Annotated in this window: 16 protein-coding genes; 3 read left to right on the top strand and 13 right to left on the bottom strand. The window is 70.5% G+C overall.

The genetic code is table 11. The features are described 5' to 3' along the window. Nucleotides 1-48: 48 nt before the first annotated feature. The 8 genes from U3649_RS09635 to U3649_RS09600 form a co-directional block, all read right to left on the bottom strand. Nucleotides 49-474 (bottom strand): hypothetical protein, encoded by a 426-nt coding sequence (locus U3649_RS09635; protein ID WP_407351126.1) that lies wholly within the window; start codon nucleotides 472-474, stop codon nucleotides 49-51. A gap of 58 nt (nucleotides 475-532) precedes the next feature. Further along, the gene (locus U3649_RS09630) at nucleotides 533-784 is read right to left on the bottom strand and encodes a succinate dehydrogenase assembly factor 2 (RefSeq protein WP_407351125.1); all 252 of its coding nucleotides are present in this window, start codon (nucleotides 782-784) and stop codon (nucleotides 533-535) included. Next, on the bottom strand, nucleotides 781-1,203 hold the full coding sequence (locus tag U3649_RS09625) for an MAPEG family protein (protein ID WP_407351124.1): 423 nt from the start codon (nucleotides 1,201-1,203) through the stop codon (nucleotides 781-783). Before U3649_RS09625 ends, U3649_RS09630 begins: the two co-directional genes overlap by 4 nt. Before the next feature lie 343 nt (nucleotides 1,204-1,546). Next, nucleotides 1,547-2,338 carry a succinate dehydrogenase iron-sulfur subunit gene (locus U3649_RS09620; RefSeq protein ID WP_407351123.1) on the bottom strand — a complete coding sequence of 264 codons (792 nt, stop codon included), beginning with the start codon at nucleotides 2,336-2,338 and terminating at the stop codon, nucleotides 1,547-1,549. A 91-nt stretch (nucleotides 2,339-2,429) separates the two neighbouring features. Then, complete coding sequence (gene sdhA / locus U3649_RS09615; RefSeq protein WP_407351122.1) at nucleotides 2,430-4,220, bottom strand: succinate dehydrogenase flavoprotein subunit; 1,791 nt, start codon at nucleotides 4,218-4,220, stop codon at nucleotides 2,430-2,432. 154 nt (nucleotides 4,221-4,374) lie between these two features. Beyond that, nucleotides 4,375-4,788 (bottom strand): succinate dehydrogenase, hydrophobic membrane anchor protein, encoded by a 414-nt coding sequence (sdhD, locus tag U3649_RS09610; RefSeq protein WP_407351121.1) that lies wholly within the window; start codon nucleotides 4,786-4,788, stop codon nucleotides 4,375-4,377. Then, nucleotides 4,785-5,174 (bottom strand): succinate dehydrogenase, cytochrome b556 subunit, encoded by a 390-nt coding sequence (gene sdhC / locus U3649_RS09605; protein ID WP_407351120.1) that lies wholly within the window; start codon nucleotides 5,172-5,174, stop codon nucleotides 4,785-4,787. The genes sdhD and sdhC overlap by 4 nt, the downstream gene beginning before the upstream one ends. A gap of 67 nt (nucleotides 5,175-5,241) precedes the next feature. Next, nucleotides 5,242-5,409 (bottom strand): DUF1674 domain-containing protein, encoded by a 168-nt coding sequence (locus U3649_RS09600; RefSeq protein WP_407351119.1) that lies wholly within the window; start codon nucleotides 5,407-5,409, stop codon nucleotides 5,242-5,244. A gap of 25 nt (nucleotides 5,410-5,434) precedes the next feature. Between U3649_RS09600 and U3649_RS09595 the strand changes: the two genes are divergently transcribed. Further along, entirely contained in the window at nucleotides 5,435-6,292 is an 858-nt protein-coding gene (locus U3649_RS09595) for a YgfZ/GcvT domain-containing protein (RefSeq protein WP_407351118.1), read from the top strand. 225 nt (nucleotides 6,293-6,517) lie between these two features. Next, nucleotides 6,518-7,018, top strand: a complete 501-nt coding sequence (locus tag U3649_RS09590; RefSeq protein WP_407351117.1) for an OmpA family protein — start codon at nucleotides 6,518-6,520, stop codon at nucleotides 7,016-7,018. Nucleotides 7,019-7,190: 172 nt separating this feature from the next. On the opposite strand, the gene U3649_RS09585 is transcribed toward U3649_RS09590, so the two are convergent. From U3649_RS09585 to U3649_RS09565, 5 genes are all read right to left on the bottom strand, one after another. Then, entirely contained in the window at nucleotides 7,191-9,476 is a 2,286-nt protein-coding gene (locus U3649_RS09585) for a thiamine pyrophosphate-dependent enzyme (RefSeq protein ID WP_407351116.1), read from the bottom strand. Nucleotides 9,477-9,624: 148 nt separating this feature from the next. Further along, complete coding sequence (locus tag U3649_RS09580) at nucleotides 9,625-11,112, bottom strand: SLC13 family permease (RefSeq protein ID WP_407351115.1); 1,488 nt, start codon at nucleotides 11,110-11,112, stop codon at nucleotides 9,625-9,627. 233 nt (nucleotides 11,113-11,345) lie between these two features. After that, on the bottom strand, nucleotides 11,346-11,882 hold the full coding sequence (locus U3649_RS09575) for a GNAT family N-acetyltransferase (protein ID WP_407351114.1): 537 nt from the start codon (nucleotides 11,880-11,882) through the stop codon (nucleotides 11,346-11,348). A 178-nt stretch (nucleotides 11,883-12,060) separates the two neighbouring features. Then, nucleotides 12,061-13,224: an acyl-CoA dehydrogenase family protein gene (locus U3649_RS09570; RefSeq protein ID WP_407351113.1), complete on the bottom strand. Its 1,164-nt coding sequence runs from the start codon at nucleotides 13,222-13,224 to the stop codon at nucleotides 12,061-12,063. Between the two features lie 404 nt (nucleotides 13,225-13,628). Beyond that, entirely contained in the window at nucleotides 13,629-14,417 is a 789-nt protein-coding gene (locus U3649_RS09565; RefSeq protein WP_407351112.1) for a glycine zipper 2TM domain-containing protein, read from the bottom strand. A gap of 164 nt (nucleotides 14,418-14,581) precedes the next feature. On the opposite strand from U3649_RS09565, the gene U3649_RS09560 reads away from it, so the two are divergent. Further along, a complete protein-coding gene (locus tag U3649_RS09560) occupies nucleotides 14,582-14,818 on the top strand; it encodes a DUF6116 family protein (RefSeq protein ID WP_407351111.1) in 237 nt (78 codons plus the stop codon). The last annotated feature ends 1 nt before the right edge of the window (nucleotide 14,819 follow it).

The following is a 14,819-nucleotide window of genomic DNA, read 5'->3' as shown; positions in this document are numbered from 1 at the left end:
CTCGCTGGCTCCGGGCGGCATGCCGCCCCGGGGGCCGGCATGAAGCCGCTATGGTGCCATCGAAGCCGCCCGGCGCGCAGCCTGCGGATCGGGCGCGGCCAGCCGGAGTTCACGTCGTCGCGCCGGCGGCAGGGTGTCGGGCCACCAGGCCAGGCGCCGCACCGCGCCGTCCTGGTCGCGCCATTGCAGGAATGCGAGCGGGCCGCGCCAGCGCAGTGCCACGTCGGCGATCGTGCTGCCGTCGAGCGACGCCGGCGCGCCCGCGCCGGCGAAGACGAAGGTGCAAGCGGACCTGCGGGCTTCCCGCCGCAGCAGGGCCACACCATGGCCGACCGCGACCAGCGCCAGCGGCCAGGCGGCGATGCGCGGCATCTCCGAGGCGAGCACGGCGAACGCGGCCAGCGGCGTCATCGCGGCAAGGATCGCCAGCGGCCAGCGCGACGGGCGCCAGGGGATCTCCGCGCGCGCAGGCACGACGTGGCGGACGTGGTGCGCATGCGCGGACGGGTCCGCGGCGTGGACGGCGGCGCCGTCAGTGGAGTTCGCGGATGCGCCGGACGAGCGCGTCGAGTGCGGCATCGGGAACGGCCTCGTAGCCCATGAACCAGCGCCAGAGCCTATCGTCCTCGCAGTCCAGAAGCTGTAGGAAAACCCCGCGTTCGGCGTCGGAAGCCGCCGCCCATGCCTGGTCGAGGTAGCGGGTGAACAGGACGTCCAGCTCGCGCATGCCGCGACGGCATTTCCAGCGCAGGCGCCGCAGTTCGGCGGCATCGGCGGCATTCATGCCGCGAGCAGGCCCCACGCCAGCCGCAACCACAGCAGCAACAGCGCGACCGCACCGAGCAGGAACACCCAGAAGCGGTGCATGACGGTGTTGTATCCGCACTGGATGACGCTGTGGGCGATGCGCAGCGCGACGAACGCCCAGGCCAATCCCAGCACCGCCGGCGTGGCCTGCGCGGTCAGCGCCGCGACGACCAGCGCGAAATAGAACAGCACCGGCAGCTCGAACAGGTTGCGGAAGTTGTCGGCGGCGTTGCAGTCGGTCAGCTTCGCCGCCGCCTGCGTGGAGGTCGCCACCGCCTGCGGGTGGATGCGCTCGCGGCGCATCTGCGCGACCCGGCGCCGGTACATGGCCGCCATCACCACGAAGGTGAGCGCGACCATGGCCAGGCCGGGCAGGAGGATCGATTGGATGGCCATAAGTCCCCTCGAAATGCACTCGGACGAGAGCTAGGGTCCGGAACCGGATCCCGGATGCCGCGTGCCTTCTCGTCATCCCGGCAAAAGCCCACTGCTGTCCGGAATCAATCCATTGGCGTGGATCGGCCGCCCTGCTCCGCGTCCGCTGCCGCTTCGCCGAACCCTCACCCCAACCCCTCTCCCAGTGGGAGAGGGGCTTTTTCCCTTCTCCCTTCGGGAGAAGGTGCCCGAAGGGCGGATGAGGGTTCGGCGGAGCGACGACGGTTCCGATCGCCGCCAACGCAGCAGGCCGGGATTGAATCGACGTCCAGGCAATCTCCGATTGACCCCACCCGATACCGCCTCAGCCGCGGCGCGCCAGCATCATCTGCTTGATCTCACCGATCGCCTTGGCCGGGTTGAGGCCCTTCGGGCAGGTGCGCGCGCAGTTCATGATGGTGTGGCAGCGGTAGAGCTTGAACGGATCCTCGAGGTCGTCCAGGCGCGCACCGGTGTCCTCGTCGCGGCTGTCGATGATCCAGCGGTAGGCCTGCAGCAGGATCGCCGGACCCAGGTAGCGGTCGCCGTTCCACCAGTAGCTCGGGCAGCTGGTGGTGCAGCAGGCGCAGAGGATGCATTCGTACAGGCCGTCGAGCTTGGCGCGGTCGTCCTTCGACTGCAGCCGCTCGCGGTCCGGCGGCGGCGCGCTCTGCGTGCGCAGCCACGGCTTGATCGACGCGTACTGCGCGTAGAAGTGGGTCATGTCGGGGACGAGGTCCTTGACCACGTCCATGTGCGGCAGCGGATAGATCGGCACCTCGCCGCCGGGCTTGCCGCAGTCGTCGATGGCCTTGGTGCAGGCCAGGGTGTTGGTGCCGTCGATGTTCATGGCGCAGCTGCCGCAGATGCCTTCGCGGCAGGAGCGGCGGAACGTGAGCGTGGGGTCGATCTCGTTCTTGATCTTGATCAACGCGTCCAGGACCATCGGCCCGCAGTCGTCGAGGTCGATCTCGTAGGTATCGGTGCACGGATTGCGGCCGTCGTCCGGGTTCCAGCGGTACACCTTGAAGCTGCGCACGCGCTTGGCGCCGGACTTCGCCGGGAAATGGCGGCCCTTCTGGATCTTCGAGTTCTTGGGGAGCGTGAATTCGGCCATCTTGGATCCGTGATTCGTTATTCGTGATTGGCGAAGGCGGGGGATCGGATCGCTCTGGCTCTTGCGAATCACCAATCACCAATCCCGGCTCTCAATACACCCGCGCCTTCGGCGGCACGACCTCGACCTCGTCGTCCAGCGTGTACATGTGCACCGGGCGATAGCCGATGAAGGTCTCGCCCTTGTCGCTCACCCAGCACAGGCTGTGCTTGTGCCAGTTCTCGTCGTCGCGGTCGCCGAAGTCCTCGCGCGCGTGGGCGCCGCGCGACTCGGTGCGGTTCTCGGCCGAGACGATGGTGGCCAGCGCCTGCCCGAGCAGGTTCTGCAGTTCCAGGGTCTCGACCAGGTCGGAGTTCCACACCATGGAACGGTCGCTGACCTTGACGTCGGCGAAGGAGGCGTGGATGTCGCGGATCTTCTTCACCCCGGCGGCGAGCGTCTCGCCGGTGCGGAACACGGCCGCGTCCTCCTGCATGGTGCGCTGCATGTTGTCGCGGATCACCGCGGTCGGGGTGCCGCCGTTGGCGTTGCGCACGCGGTCGAGGTTGGCCAGGGCGCGGTCGCAGGCGTCGTCGGCCAGGCGCTTGTGCGGCTGGCCGGTGCGGATCGTCGCCGCGCAGCGGTCGGCGACCGCGCGGCCGAACACCACCAGGTCGAGCAGCGAGTTGGAGCCGAGCCGGTTGGCGCCGTGCACCGAGACGCAGGCGGCCTCGCCGATGGCGTACAGGCCGGGCACCACCGCGTCCGGATCGCCGTCGCGCAGCTGCACCACCTCGCCGTGGTAGTTGGTGGGGATGCCGCCCATGTTGTAGTGCACCGTGGGCAGCACCGGGATCGGCTGCCGGGTGACGTCGACGCCGGCGAAGATCTTGGCGGTCTCGGCGATGCCGGGCAGCTTCTCGTGGATGTCGTTGGGATCGAGGTGGGTGAGGTCGAGATGGATGTGGTCCTTGCGGTCGCCGACGCCGCGGCCCTCGCGGATCTCGATGGTCATCGAGCGGCTGACCACGTCGCGCGAGGCCAGGTCCTTGGCGTTGGGCGCGTAGCGCTCCATGAAGCGCTCGCCCTCGCTGTTGCGCAGGATGCCGCCCTCGCCGCGCACGCCCTCGGTGATCAGGCAGCCGGCGCCGTAGATGCCGGTGGGGTGGAACTGCACGAACTCCATGTCCTGCAGGCCCAGCCCGGCGCGCAGCGCCATGCCGCCGCCGTCGCCGGTGCAGGTGTGCGCCGAGGTGCAGCTGAAATAGGCGCGGCCGTAGCCGCCGGTGGCCAGCACCACGCCGTGGGCGCGGAACAGGTGCAGCGAGCCCTCGGCCATGTCGAGCGCGAGCACGCCGCGGCAGGCGCCCTCCTCGTCCATGATCAGGTCGAGCGCGAAGTATTCGACGAAGAAGCGCGCGTCGTGCTTGAGCGACTGCTGGTACAGCGTGTGCAGCATGGCGTGGCCGGTGCGGTCGGCGGCGGCGCAGGTGCGCTGCGCGGTGCCCTTGCCGTAGTGCGTGGTCATGCCGCCGAACGGGCGCTGGTAGATCTTGCCGTCCTCGGTGCGCGAGAACGGCACGCCCTGGTGCTCGAGCTCGATGATCGCCGGGATCGCCTCGCGGCACATGTACTGGATGGCGTCCTGGTCGCCCAGCCAGTCGGAGCCCTTGATGGTGTCGTAGAAGTGGTAGCGCCAGTCGTCCTCGCCCATGTTGCCGAGCGCGGCGGAGATGCCGCCCTGCGCCGCCACCGTGTGCGAGCGGGTCGGGAACACCTTGGTGATGCAGGCGGTCTGCAGGCCCTTGGCGGCCAGGCCGAAGGTGGCGCGCAGCCCGGCGCCGCCGGCGCCGACCACGATCATGTCGTACTTGTGTTCGGTGATCTTGTAGGCGGTGCTCATCGGGGGTCCCCTGTTACACGCTTCGGCGAGATCGCGCGAGCGCAAGCCCCCTCACCCCACCCCTCTCCCGCAAGCGGGAGAGGGGGAGTCGGTGCCGGCGGAAGTCGCTTCGTGACGAATACGGGCATCAGGGAACCAGGGCTTCGGTTGCAGTTCATAGGATGGCGATGCGGGCGACAGCGTAGATGGACGCGAACGCGCCGACGGCGCAGGCGAGGATGACGAGGAACTGCAGCGCGACCTCGACCGCGCGCGTGTGCACGTAGTCCTCGATCACCACCTGCAGGCCCATCTGGGTGTGCCAGAACATCGACAGCGCGAACACCGCCATCAGGATCGCGTTCCACGGCCGCGCCAGGGTCTCGCGCACCGTCTCCAGGTCGGCGCCGATCATCGACACCAGGGTGCCGATCAGCCACGGCACCAGCAGCGCCAGCACCACCGCGGTCACCCGCTGCCACCAGAAATGGCCGGTGCCGGACTTGGCCGACCCCATGCCGCGCGCGCGTCCCACCGGGGTGCGGAAATCACGCCGCGCCGGCGCTTCGACGGTCTTGGTGTCGTTCATGCCCCACCCCGCAGCGCGACGAACCAGATCGCCGCGGTCAGCACCACCGTCAACCCGAACACGGCATAGCCGGAACGGTAGACGTCGGGAATATCGAAGCCCCAGCCGGCGTCCCAGAGCAGGTGGCGGATGCCGTTGAGCAGGTGGTAGACCAGCGCCAGCGAGAAGCCGAATGCGGCGACCATGCCGACCGGCGAGGCCAGGCACGCGGCGACGGCGGCATAGGCGTCGCCGCCCTGCGCCACCGCCAGCAGCCACCACAGCAGCACGAAGGCACCGACCGACAGCGCGATGCCGGTGGCCCGGTGCAGGATCGACATCGTCATCGTGATCTGCCAGCGGTAGACCTGCAGATGCGGCGACAGGGGGCGTTCGCGGTGCGTCATCGCTGGGCAGGGCTCCTCTGCTGGGCGGCCGGCGGCCGCGTGGCTGGTGGGCATCATGATCGACGGCCTAGAAATCGATGCAGCGGCCGTTCTTTTCCCAGTCGCCGTAACGCGTCGGCTCGAGGCCTTCGCGGCCGCCGATCTCGGGCGCCGGCGCCGGTTTCGCAACAGGCTTTTCCGCCTGTGCCGGATCCGGTGCGGGAGCGCTTTCGCCTATCATGGCCGGGTCGTTCACCGCCGGAAGTTTAAGTCCCGCCCCCATGTCCCACAAGTCGGCGTCCAGCAACGGCGGTTTTTTCGCCATCCCCGACCACCGCGTCGTGGCGCTGGAAGGGCGCGATGCGGCCAGGTTCGCGCAGGCCCAGTTCATGAACGACGTCGCGGCGCTGGCGCCCGGGCATTGGCAGTGGAACGGCTGCCTGACGCCCAAGGGGCGCGTGATCGCCCTGTTCGCGCTGCTGAAGTTCGACGACGAGCGGCTGTGGCTGCTGCTGGCCGATGCCGATCCGGACGCCTTCGCGGCGCAGCTGCAGCGGTTCGTGTTCCGCAGCAAGGTGGCGATCCGGGTCGGGGACGGGCTGCATGCCGGCGGCGCGTTCGCCGTTCCCGCCCTGGCGCGCGGCAACGCGATTGCGGAGGCGGCCGACGGCGCGGTCGAGCTCGACCTGGGTGCCGATGGCGGCCCGCGCGCGCTGCGGATCGCGAACGCGCCGGGCGAGGACGACGCCGGCGCCCTCGCCCGCTGGAACGCGTTCGACCTCGCCCACGGCCGGCCGCGGCTGCCCGGTTCGCAGGTCGAACAGTGGACGCCGCAGCAGCTCTCGCTCGAGTGGCTGGCCGCCTACAGCGTGAAGAAGGGGTGCTACCCCGGCCAGGAGATCGTGGCGCGCACGCACTTCCTGGGGCAGGCCAAGCGCGGCCTGGCGCGGCTGGCGACCACCGCCGCGGCGGCGCCGGGCGATCCCGTCGCTGCCGAAGGCAGGGAACTGGGCAAGGTGGTCTGCGGCCATGGCGGCGAAGCGCTCGCGGTGCTGCCGCTGCAACTGCCGGACGCGCCGCTGGCCGTCGGCGGCGCGGCCTGCGTACGGGTCCCGCTGCTGGACGGGCTCGCCCGCTGACGGACGTACCGGCGCGGGATCACGGCCGCGGAGACGCTTGAACGGAATCATCCGACGGCTGCTATGCTCGGCGCCAGGGGGAGTCGTTGTGGTCGTCCGCTGCACGCGACCGGGACGGGAATGGCCTGCCGTGCGGGCCGACCGCGCCGTTCCACGGCAGGGACTGCTGCGACGATGGTCTTCGAACGCCGTCTTGCAACCGCATCCAGAGGAAGGGAAGGGGAAATGAATATCAAGCTGATGTTTTCGGCCGTCGCCGCGATGGCCGTCGCGTTGTCCGCATGCAGCACCACGCCGCAGCCGGCGCCGCAGCCGCCGGAGCCGGCCATGCCGCCGCTGGCGTCGACGTTCCTGGAGCGGCTGTCCGCCGACGGCCTGTTCGCGTTCGGCAAGTCCAGCATCGACGACTTCAGCCCGGAGGGCCGCATGGCCCTGGACGATCTCGCCACGCGGCTGACCAGCGAACGCCCGCTGGAGATGGTGCACGTGATCGGCCACAGCGACCGGATCGGCAACGACCGCGCCAACCTGCAGCTGTCGACCCGGCGCGCCGAGGCCGTGCGCGAATACCTGATCGACCGCGGCGTCCCGGAAGACCGCATCACCGCCGTCGGCCGCGGCAGCGTCGAGCCGGTGGTCGAGTGCGACGGCGATCGCGGCCAGGCGTTGATCGACTGCCTGGCGCCGAACCGGCGCGTCGAAGTGCGGGTCGAGTTCGCGCGCTGATCGCAGTTCCGGGCGCATCCATCCTTCTCCGGGTGCGTCCGACTTTGCGGGGTCGCGACTTCCGTCGCTCCCACAAGGGCTGGGGTTGCGACGACCTTGATTTGTGTGGGAGCGACGGAAGTCGCGACCGCGAAACTTGGGGCGGCCCGGCTGCCCGCTGCACGCGCCCGGGTCAGGATGCAGGCGCCGCCAATTCAGCGGCGGCGGCCACGATCTCCTGCTCGGACGGGATGACCAGGAACGCCGCACCGGCCAGCGGCGTGAAGGTATCGGCGCCGACCACGCGCCGCAACGGCTTGTCGCCCAGGCCGGCTTCGACGATCGCGGTCACGATGCCCTCGCCCACCCCGGCGCTGCGGCGGCCCTCGTCGACCACGATCACCCGCGCGCAGTCGCCTGCGTGGCGGGCGATCGCCGCCTCGTTGAGCGGCAGCAGCCAGCGCAGGTCGACCACCCGCACCCGCCAGCCCTGCGCCGCCTCGATCGCGCGCGCGGCACGCAGGCTCATCGGCACGCCGTTGCCGAAGGTGAGGATCGCCAGGTCGTCGGCATCGGGGCCGTAGACCCGCTCCTCGCCGAGCACCAGCGCCTGGTCGGGCGGTGGATAGGACGTCAGCCATCCGCCGTCGCCGGGCTCGTGCAGGTCCTTGGCCATGTACAGCGCGATCGGCTCCAGGAACACGCAGACGCGGCCGTCCACCTTCGCCAGCGCCGCCAGCGTGCGCAGCATCATCGCCGCGTCGTCGCCGCGCGACGGGCAGCCGACCACCAGGCCGGGGATGTCGCGCAGTGCGGTGATCGAGTTGTCGTTGTGGAAATGCCCGCCGAAGCCGCGCTGGTAGCCGAGCGAGGCGATGCGCATGACCATCGGGTTGCGGTACTGGCCGTTGCTGAAGAACTGCAGGCTGGCGGCCTCGCCGCGGATCTGGTCGCAGGCGTTGTGGAAGTAGGCCAGGTACTGGATCTCCGGCAGCGGCAGCATGCCCATGTTGGCGAAGCCCTGCGCCAGGCCGAGGATGGTGGTCTCGTCGAGCAGGGTGTTGAACACGCGGCGCGCGCCGAACGCCTTCTGCAGGCCCTTGGTGACGGTGTACACCCCGCCCTTCTGCGCCACGTCCTCGCCGAACAGCAGCGCCTCGGGATGCTTGGCGAACAGGTCGTGCAGGGCGTTGTTGATCTGGATCGCCAGGTGCCGCGGCGGCAGGCGCTCGGGCAGCTTCTCCTCGCCGCCGAAGGCCGCGATGCGCCGCGCATCGTAGTCGGCGCGCGTGGCTTCGGTGCGCACGGCGTCCGGCGTGTACGGGGCCAGCGGCGCCGTCACTTCCGTGAGGGACGACAGCCGCGGGCGGCGGTCGGCGTCCTCGGCGGCGGCGAAGCAGCGCTTGCGGGTGTCCTCGTACAGCGCGAGGAGTTCGTCCTGCGACATCAGCCCGGATTCGAGCGCGATCGTCGCCGAGCGCAGCAGCGGATCGCTGGCCTCCACCGCGCACAGCTCGGCCAGGGCGCGCCATTCGATCTCGAAATCGGTGCCGGCATGGCCCATCAGCCGCGCGGCCCGCAGGTGCAGGAAGGTGGGCCGGCGGGTGCGCCGGCAATGTTCGACCGCCCGCTGCACATCGCCGTAGCCGGCGCCGAGGTCGAGCCCGTCGGCGGAGAAGTAGTCCAGGTCCGGCCGCTGCGCGAAGCTGCGCGCGATCCAGCCGTCCGGCGTCTTGACCGAGATGCCGATGCCGTTGTCCTCGCATACGAACAGCACCGGCGCCGGCAGCCGCTGGTAGGCGGTCCAGGCCGCGGTGTTGAAGGCGGTCTGCGCGGTGGCGTGGTTGGCGCTGGCGTCGCCGAACGAGCAGACCACGATGCTGTCCTCGGGCACCGGCAGCGCATGGCCGATGCGCCGTCCCTGCTCGATCGCGATCGCGGTGCCGAGCGCCTTGGGCAGGTGCGAGGCGATGGTGGAGGTCTGCGGCAGGACCCACAACGGCTTGCTGCCCCACACCTTGTGGCGGCCGCCGCTGGCCGGGTCGTCCTTGCTGGCGGCGAACGATAACGCCGAGTCCATCACCGGGTCCAAACCCGGCAGCTTGCGGAAACGCTCGGCCATGAAGCCGCCGCTGCGGTAGTGCAGGAAGGCGGGATCGGTGTGGCGCGTCAGCCGCGCCACCATCGCGTTGCCCTCGTGGCCGGAGCTGCCGATGGTGTAGAAGACCTTGTTCTGCACCCGCAGCACGCGCGCCATCAGGTCGAGGTGGCGGCTGATGAGCTGCGATTCGAACAGTTCGCGGAACCTCCGCGCATCGAGCGCGCTGCCGGCCAGGACGGGTTCGTCCGGCGCCGGCGCGGCACCGGCCCGCCCCTGCCAGCCGCGCACGAACTCCTGGAAGTTGACGTCGCAGATCTCGGCGCGGTTGAGGCCGCGCATGCGCGCGGGGATGGGGTCTGGAACGGGCTGGAAGGTCATTGCGATCGGACGCGCTGGTGGGCGGAAGCGGGCTATTGTCCTACACCGCCGCGCTGGCCGTAGCCCTCTGCCGTGGAGCGGCCGTAGGAGCGCACCGCAGGGGCGCGACAGCCTTCACGGGATCCGGTCGCGCCCCTGCGGTGCGCTCCTACGGCTGGGTCAATGGCGAGCACAACCCGTCGCCGGCCAGCGATGCGGCAAGGGTCACCAGCACCACGCCGATGATGTTCAGCACGATGCCGGCGCGCGCCATCTGCCCGATGCGCACGTGGCCCGAGCCGAACACGATCGCGTTCGGCGGCGTGGCCACCGGCAGCATGAAGGCGTAGCTGGCGCCGAGCGCGATCGCGACCAGCAGCGGCACCACCGGCACGCCGAGGCCCAGCGCCACCGCGGCCAGCACCGGCGTGAACGCGGTGGCCATGGCGGTGTTGCTGGTCAGCTCGGTGGCGAAGATCACCAGCACCGCCACCGCGAACACCACCAGCAGCATCGGCGCCCCGGCCAGCCCGTACAGGCCGCTGGCGATGAAGCCGTCGACGCCGTGCGCGCCGATCGCCGCCGCCAGCGCCAGGCCGCCGCCGAACAGCACCAGCACGCCCCAGGGCAGGCGCACCGCGGTCTCCCAGTCGAGCGTGGCGACTCCGCGCGCCGCCGGGATCAGGAACAGCGAGAGCGCGCCGGCCATCGCGATCACCGCATCGGTCAGCCCGGGGAGCCCGGACCAGGCCACCAGCTGCGGCCGCAGGATCCAGGCCAGCGCGGTGAGCGAGAACACCACCAGCACCACGCGCTCGCCGCCAGCCATCGGCCCGAGTTCCCCGAGCATGGCGCGGATCTGCGCCCGCCCCTGCGGCAGCGCGCGCAGGCCGATCGTGAACGCCAGGCGGGTGAGGTACAGCCAGGCGAGCAGCAGGAAGACCAGCATCACCGGTACGCCGAAGCGCATCCACGCCAGCATGGTGATGTCGCAATCCAGGCGCTCGCGGGCGTAGCTGGCGACGACCAGGTTGGGCGGCGAGCCGATCAGCGTGGCCGAGCCGCCGATCGACGCGGCGTAGGCGATCGCCAGCATCAGGCAGGTGGCGAACAGCCGCGCCTCGCGTTCCGGTACCCCGGCGCCGTCGCGCAGCAGCATGCCGACCACCGACAGGCCGACCGGCAGCAGGATGATGGTGGCCGCGGTATTGGAGATCCACATGCTGAGGAAGGCGGTGGCGATCATGAAACCGGCCACCAGGCGCCGCGGCGAGGTTCCCACCAGCAGCAGGATGTTCAGCGCCAGGCGCCGGTGCAGGCCCCAGCGCTCCATCGCCAGCCCGAGCATGAAGCCGCCCATGAACAGGAAGATGATGTCGCTGGCGTAGGGCCGCACCGCCTCGGCCGGGGCCAGTACCCCGAGCAGCGGGAACAGCACCACCGGCAGCAGCGCGGTGGCGGCCAGCGGCACCGCTTCGCCCAGCCACCAGACCGCCATCCACACCGCGACGCCCGCGGTCGCGCGGCCCTCGGCGGACAGGCCGCCGGAATCGGCGTCCGGGATCAGCCAGAACGCCAGCAGGCCGAGCAGCGGCCCGGCCCAGCGCGCGAGCCGCCGGTGCCAGCCCAGCGCCTGTTCCACCGCGTTCGGCTGCACGCCGGCATCTCCCGCCCAAGGACGTGCGGCACCTTAGCAGCCGGCTCCGCCGCGGTCATGCTGCACGGGGAAACCGCATGCGGCGGTGCACGGTCCACCTCGAGCCGCGACGCGTCCTCCCGCCGCGTAGAGCGGAGCTTGCTCCGCTGCTCCCGGCTCCGGAGCCCGCGCAGCCGAGCAAGCTCGGCTCTACGCGGGCATGCGGCAGGACGAAGAGCGCCGCACGCCACCGCTCATGGCCGCCGCGCTCGCCACTGCTCGCGCGTCTGTCCCCAGACGTCGACCGGCACGTCCTCGAACGGCGCCGGCAATCCGCCGACGCGCAGCTTGCGCGACCCCAGCCGCTCGGCGAGCTTCTGCGAAGGCACGTTGTCCGGATCGATGCAGTGGATGATCTCCTGCCAACCGAGCCCGTCGAACGCCCAGTCGATCGCCGCGACGGCGGCTTCGTGCGCGTAGCCACGGCCCCAGGCGGCGCGCCGCAGCGACCATCCGATCTCGTTCCCCGGCCAGCCTTCCGGCCGCCACGGCCCGGCCTGGCCCAGCCATTCGCCGCTGGCGCGGTCGACGATGGAGAACATGGCGAAGCCCTGCAACGCCCAGGCACCCGGCATCTGCAGGAACTTGCGCCACGCCGCGGGGCGCGGCAGGTGGCCGCCGATGTAGCGCGCCGCGACCTCGTCGCCCACCAGTTCGGCGTAGCCCTCGAAATCCTCGATGCGCGGCAGACGCAGGATCAGGCGCTCGGTTTCTATCCGGATGTCGGTCATGGGTGGTCGCCCGTGGCGAGAGGAAGGTGTGGAGAGCGACGAGAAACGGCGGCAGATGCACCCGCTCCTGTGGGAACGGCGGCGGCATGCCGCCGCCGGGAAGTCGCGACGGGCGGCCTTACTCCGTGGGGTCGCGACTTCCGTCGCTCCCACAAGAGCGGCCACCTATGGATCGGTCCTAGAAGGCACTGATGCCGGTCAGCTCGCGCCCGACCACCAGCTGGTGCACGGTCTCGGTGCCCTCGTAGGTGATCACCGACTCCATGTTGAGCGCGTGCCGGATCGGGCAGTGCTCGGTGGTGATGCCGGCGCCGCCGAGCAGGTCGCGGGCCTCGCGGGCGATGTCGATCGCCATGCGGCAGTTGTTCCACTTGGCCAGCGAGACCTGGGTCGGCTGCATCCTGCCGGCGTCCTTCAGGCGGCCGAGCTGCAGCGACAACAGCTGCGCCGAAGTGATCCGCCGCGCCCAGTCGGCCATCTTGATCTGCGCGCTCTGGGTGGCGGCCACCGGGCGCTCGAACAGGATGCGTTCCTTGGAGTATCCCAGCGCCTCGTCCAGGCAGGCGATGGCGGCGCCGATCGGCCCCCAGGTGATGCCGTAGCGCGCCTGCGTCAGGCAGCCGAGCGGGCCCTTGAGGCCCTTCACGTTGGGCAGCCGGTTGCCGTCGGGCACGCGCACGTTGTCGAAGTACAGCGCGCTGGTCACCGAGGCGCGCAGGCTCATCTTGTGCTTGATCTCCTGGGCGCTGTAGCCGGCGAAGTCCTTCTCCACCACGAAGCCCTGGATGCCGTCGTCCGTCCGCGCCCAGACGATGGCGATGTCGGCCAGGTTGCCGTTGGTGATCCACATCTTCGAGCCGTTGAGGATCCAGTCGTCGCCGTCGCGCCTGGCATGGGTCTTCATGTTGGCCGGGTCGGAGCCGCCGTGCGGCTCGGTCAGGCCGAAGCAGCCGATCACCTTGCCGACCGCCATGTCCGGCAGCCAGCGCTTGCGCTGCTCCTCGCTGCCGTAGGCGAAGATCGGATACATGCACAGCGACGACTGCACGCTGGCGAAGCTGCGGATGCCGGAATCGCCGCGCTCCAGCTCCTGGCAGATCAGGCCGTAGCTGACCGAGTTGAGGCCGGCGCAGCCGTATTCCTCCGGCAGCGTCGCGCCCAGCAGGCCCAGGCCGGCGAGCTCCGGGATCAGCTCGGCGGGAAAGCGGCCCTGGTCGAAGCAGTCGCCGATGATCGGCAGCACGCGTTCGTCGACCAGGCGCGCCACGCTGTCCTGGACTGCGCGCTCCTCCTCGCTGAGCAGGGAGCGGACGTCGTAGAGGTCGTAGGGATGCAGGGCCATGGCGGGCGAATGTCGTCGGGAAACCGCCATTGTAGCCAGCCGGGCGGCGGCGAACGAGCAATGCGCATGGCGTCCCCGCGAGACGCTCCCGTCTGCGGTGCCGCCTGCATGTCCCGGAAGCTGCTTTGGAGGGAGGGACCGCGCGGGCAGGCCCGTCGCGACTTCCGTCGCTCCCACAAGGCGAGGAGCTGCCCTGTGGTGGGAGTGGCAGCGGCAGGACGCCGCCGGGGAGTCGCGACTGCCTTGATCCCCGGTCGCGACTTCCGTCGCTCCTACAGTTCATCGCTCCCAAGGAAACAAAGGTGGGAAAGTCGTCGTCCGCCGTGCAACAAAAAAGGGGCCGGATCGCTCCGGCCCCTTCGGGTGATGCCTGGGCGCTGCGAACCGCGCCGGCTACGCGCCGGTTATTGGCGGTCGGTGCCGTCTTCCAGCGCGGCGGTCTGGGTCACGACCTGCCCGTCGAGCACCGGCAGGCGCTCGCCCGGCTTCTGCTCCATGCGCACGGTGCGCTCGCGGCCGTCGTAGCGGTAGGTCACGTCGTAGGCCACCGGCACGTCCTCGGTGCCGAGCTTGATGCGCTCGCCCGGCTTGCTGCCGGTGCGCATGGTGCCGGTGCTGCCGTCCGGATTGCGGTAGGTCACGTTGTAGGCGACCACGCGCGAGGACTGTGAGGTGTCCTGCACGGTGCGGCACCGGCGGTCCACGCGCTCGACCACCTGGCCGCCGACGTGGCGCCGGTCGACCTCGCGCCCGGCGAAGCCGCCACCCACGGCGCCGGCCACCGTCGCCAGCTTGCGGCCGTTGCCGCTGCCGACCTGGTTGCCGACCAGCCCGCCGATCACCGCACCGGCCACCGCGCCGCCGACGTTGCCGTCGCGCTCGGGCAGGCGCTCCTGCACCACCACGTCCTCGCACACCTGGCGCGGGGAGCTGCTGGTGGTGGTCTCGCTGACCGGCTCGCTGCCGATCACGGTGGCGTACAGGTCCTGCTTCTCGGTGACGGGCTCGACCCCGACCACGTCGGCGTACTCCAGGCCGCCTGCGGCCGGAATGGCGCCGTCGTCCACCGACTCCTGGGTCGACGCGTCGTCGCCCTTGGGCGCGGCATCGCGGCTGTTGTTCTGGAACGCGGCCACGGCCACGCCGCCCACCAGCAGGGATGCCAGTGCGATCGCCAGAGTGTTGTTCTTCATAGTCGCGCTCCTCAGGGAGGGTCCCCGTTTTCGTCAACGAAATTCCAACATTCCCATCCTGAACGGAGGGCCGCCAATGGCGCGCGAACCTGACGCCGTCATGAACGCTGCCGCTACCGGGGGCATGATAGCGTTTCCAGCATCGACTCATCGCGGACCCACGCATGCGCCCCTTCCTGCTCGCTCCACTGTTGCGCTGGTTCGGCCGCCTCAGCTATCCACGCCTGTTCGGGCTGACGGCGGTGCTGTTCGCCATCAGCGTGCTGCTTCCCGATCCGGTGCCCCTGGTCGACGAGTTGCTGCTGGGCCTGGGCACGCTGCTGCTGGCCAACTGGAAGCGGCGCAACGGCGACGGCGACGGACGCGAGCCGATCGAGGGCGAATCCAGCCGCCGCCGTTGAG

The sequence above is a fragment of the Luteimonas sp. R10 genome (assembly GCF_045689605.1).
Classification (GTDB): Bacteria; Pseudomonadota; Gammaproteobacteria; order Xanthomonadales; family Xanthomonadaceae; genus Luteimonas.
The sequence above is the reverse complement of the archived record's forward strand: the minus strand, read 5'-3'. Positions and strand labels throughout refer to the sequence as shown.

What these genes read in the sequence shown, in the direction of transcription:
- U3649_RS09630 (WP_407351125.1), bottom strand. Translation starts at nt 784, where the DNA reads ATGAATGCCGCCGATGCCGCCGAACTGCGGCGCCTGCGCTGGAAATGC.
- U3649_RS09625 (WP_407351124.1), bottom strand. Translation starts at nt 1,203, where the DNA reads ATGGCCATCCAATCGATCCTCCTGCCCGGCCTGGCCATGGTCGCGCTC.
- U3649_RS09620 (WP_407351123.1), bottom strand. Translation starts at nt 2,338, where the DNA reads ATGGCCGAATTCACGCTCCCCAAGAACTCGAAGATCCAGAAGGGCCGC.
- sdhA (WP_407351122.1), bottom strand. Translation starts at nt 4,220, where the DNA reads ATGAGCACCGCCTACAAGATCACCGAACACAAGTACGACATGATCGTG.
- sdhD (WP_407351121.1), bottom strand. Translation starts at nt 4,788, where the DNA reads ATGAACGACACCAAGACCGTCGAAGCGCCGGCGCGGCGTGATTTCCGC.
- sdhC (WP_407351120.1), bottom strand. Translation starts at nt 5,174, where the DNA reads ATGACGCACCGCGAACGCCCCCTGTCGCCGCATCTGCAGGTCTACCGC.
- U3649_RS09595 (WP_407351118.1), top strand. Translation starts at nt 5,435, where the DNA reads ATGTCCCACAAGTCGGCGTCCAGCAACGGCGGTTTTTTCGCCATCCCC.
- U3649_RS09590 (WP_407351117.1), top strand. Translation starts at nt 6,518, where the DNA reads ATGAATATCAAGCTGATGTTTTCGGCCGTCGCCGCGATGGCCGTCGCG.
- U3649_RS09585 (WP_407351116.1), bottom strand. Translation starts at nt 9,476, where the DNA reads ATGACCTTCCAGCCCGTTCCAGACCCCATCCCCGCGCGCATGCGCGGC.
- U3649_RS09575 (WP_407351114.1), bottom strand. Translation starts at nt 11,882, where the DNA reads ATGACCGACATCCGGATAGAAACCGAGCGCCTGATCCTGCGTCTGCCG.
- U3649_RS09570 (WP_407351113.1), bottom strand. Translation starts at nt 13,224, where the DNA reads ATGGCCCTGCATCCCTACGACCTCTACGACGTCCGCTCCCTGCTCAGC.
- U3649_RS09565 (WP_407351112.1), bottom strand. Translation starts at nt 14,417, where the DNA reads ATGAAGAACAACACTCTGGCGATCGCACTGGCATCCCTGCTGGTGGGC.
- U3649_RS09560 (WP_407351111.1), top strand. Translation starts at nt 14,582, where the DNA reads ATGCGCCCCTTCCTGCTCGCTCCACTGTTGCGCTGGTTCGGCCGCCTC.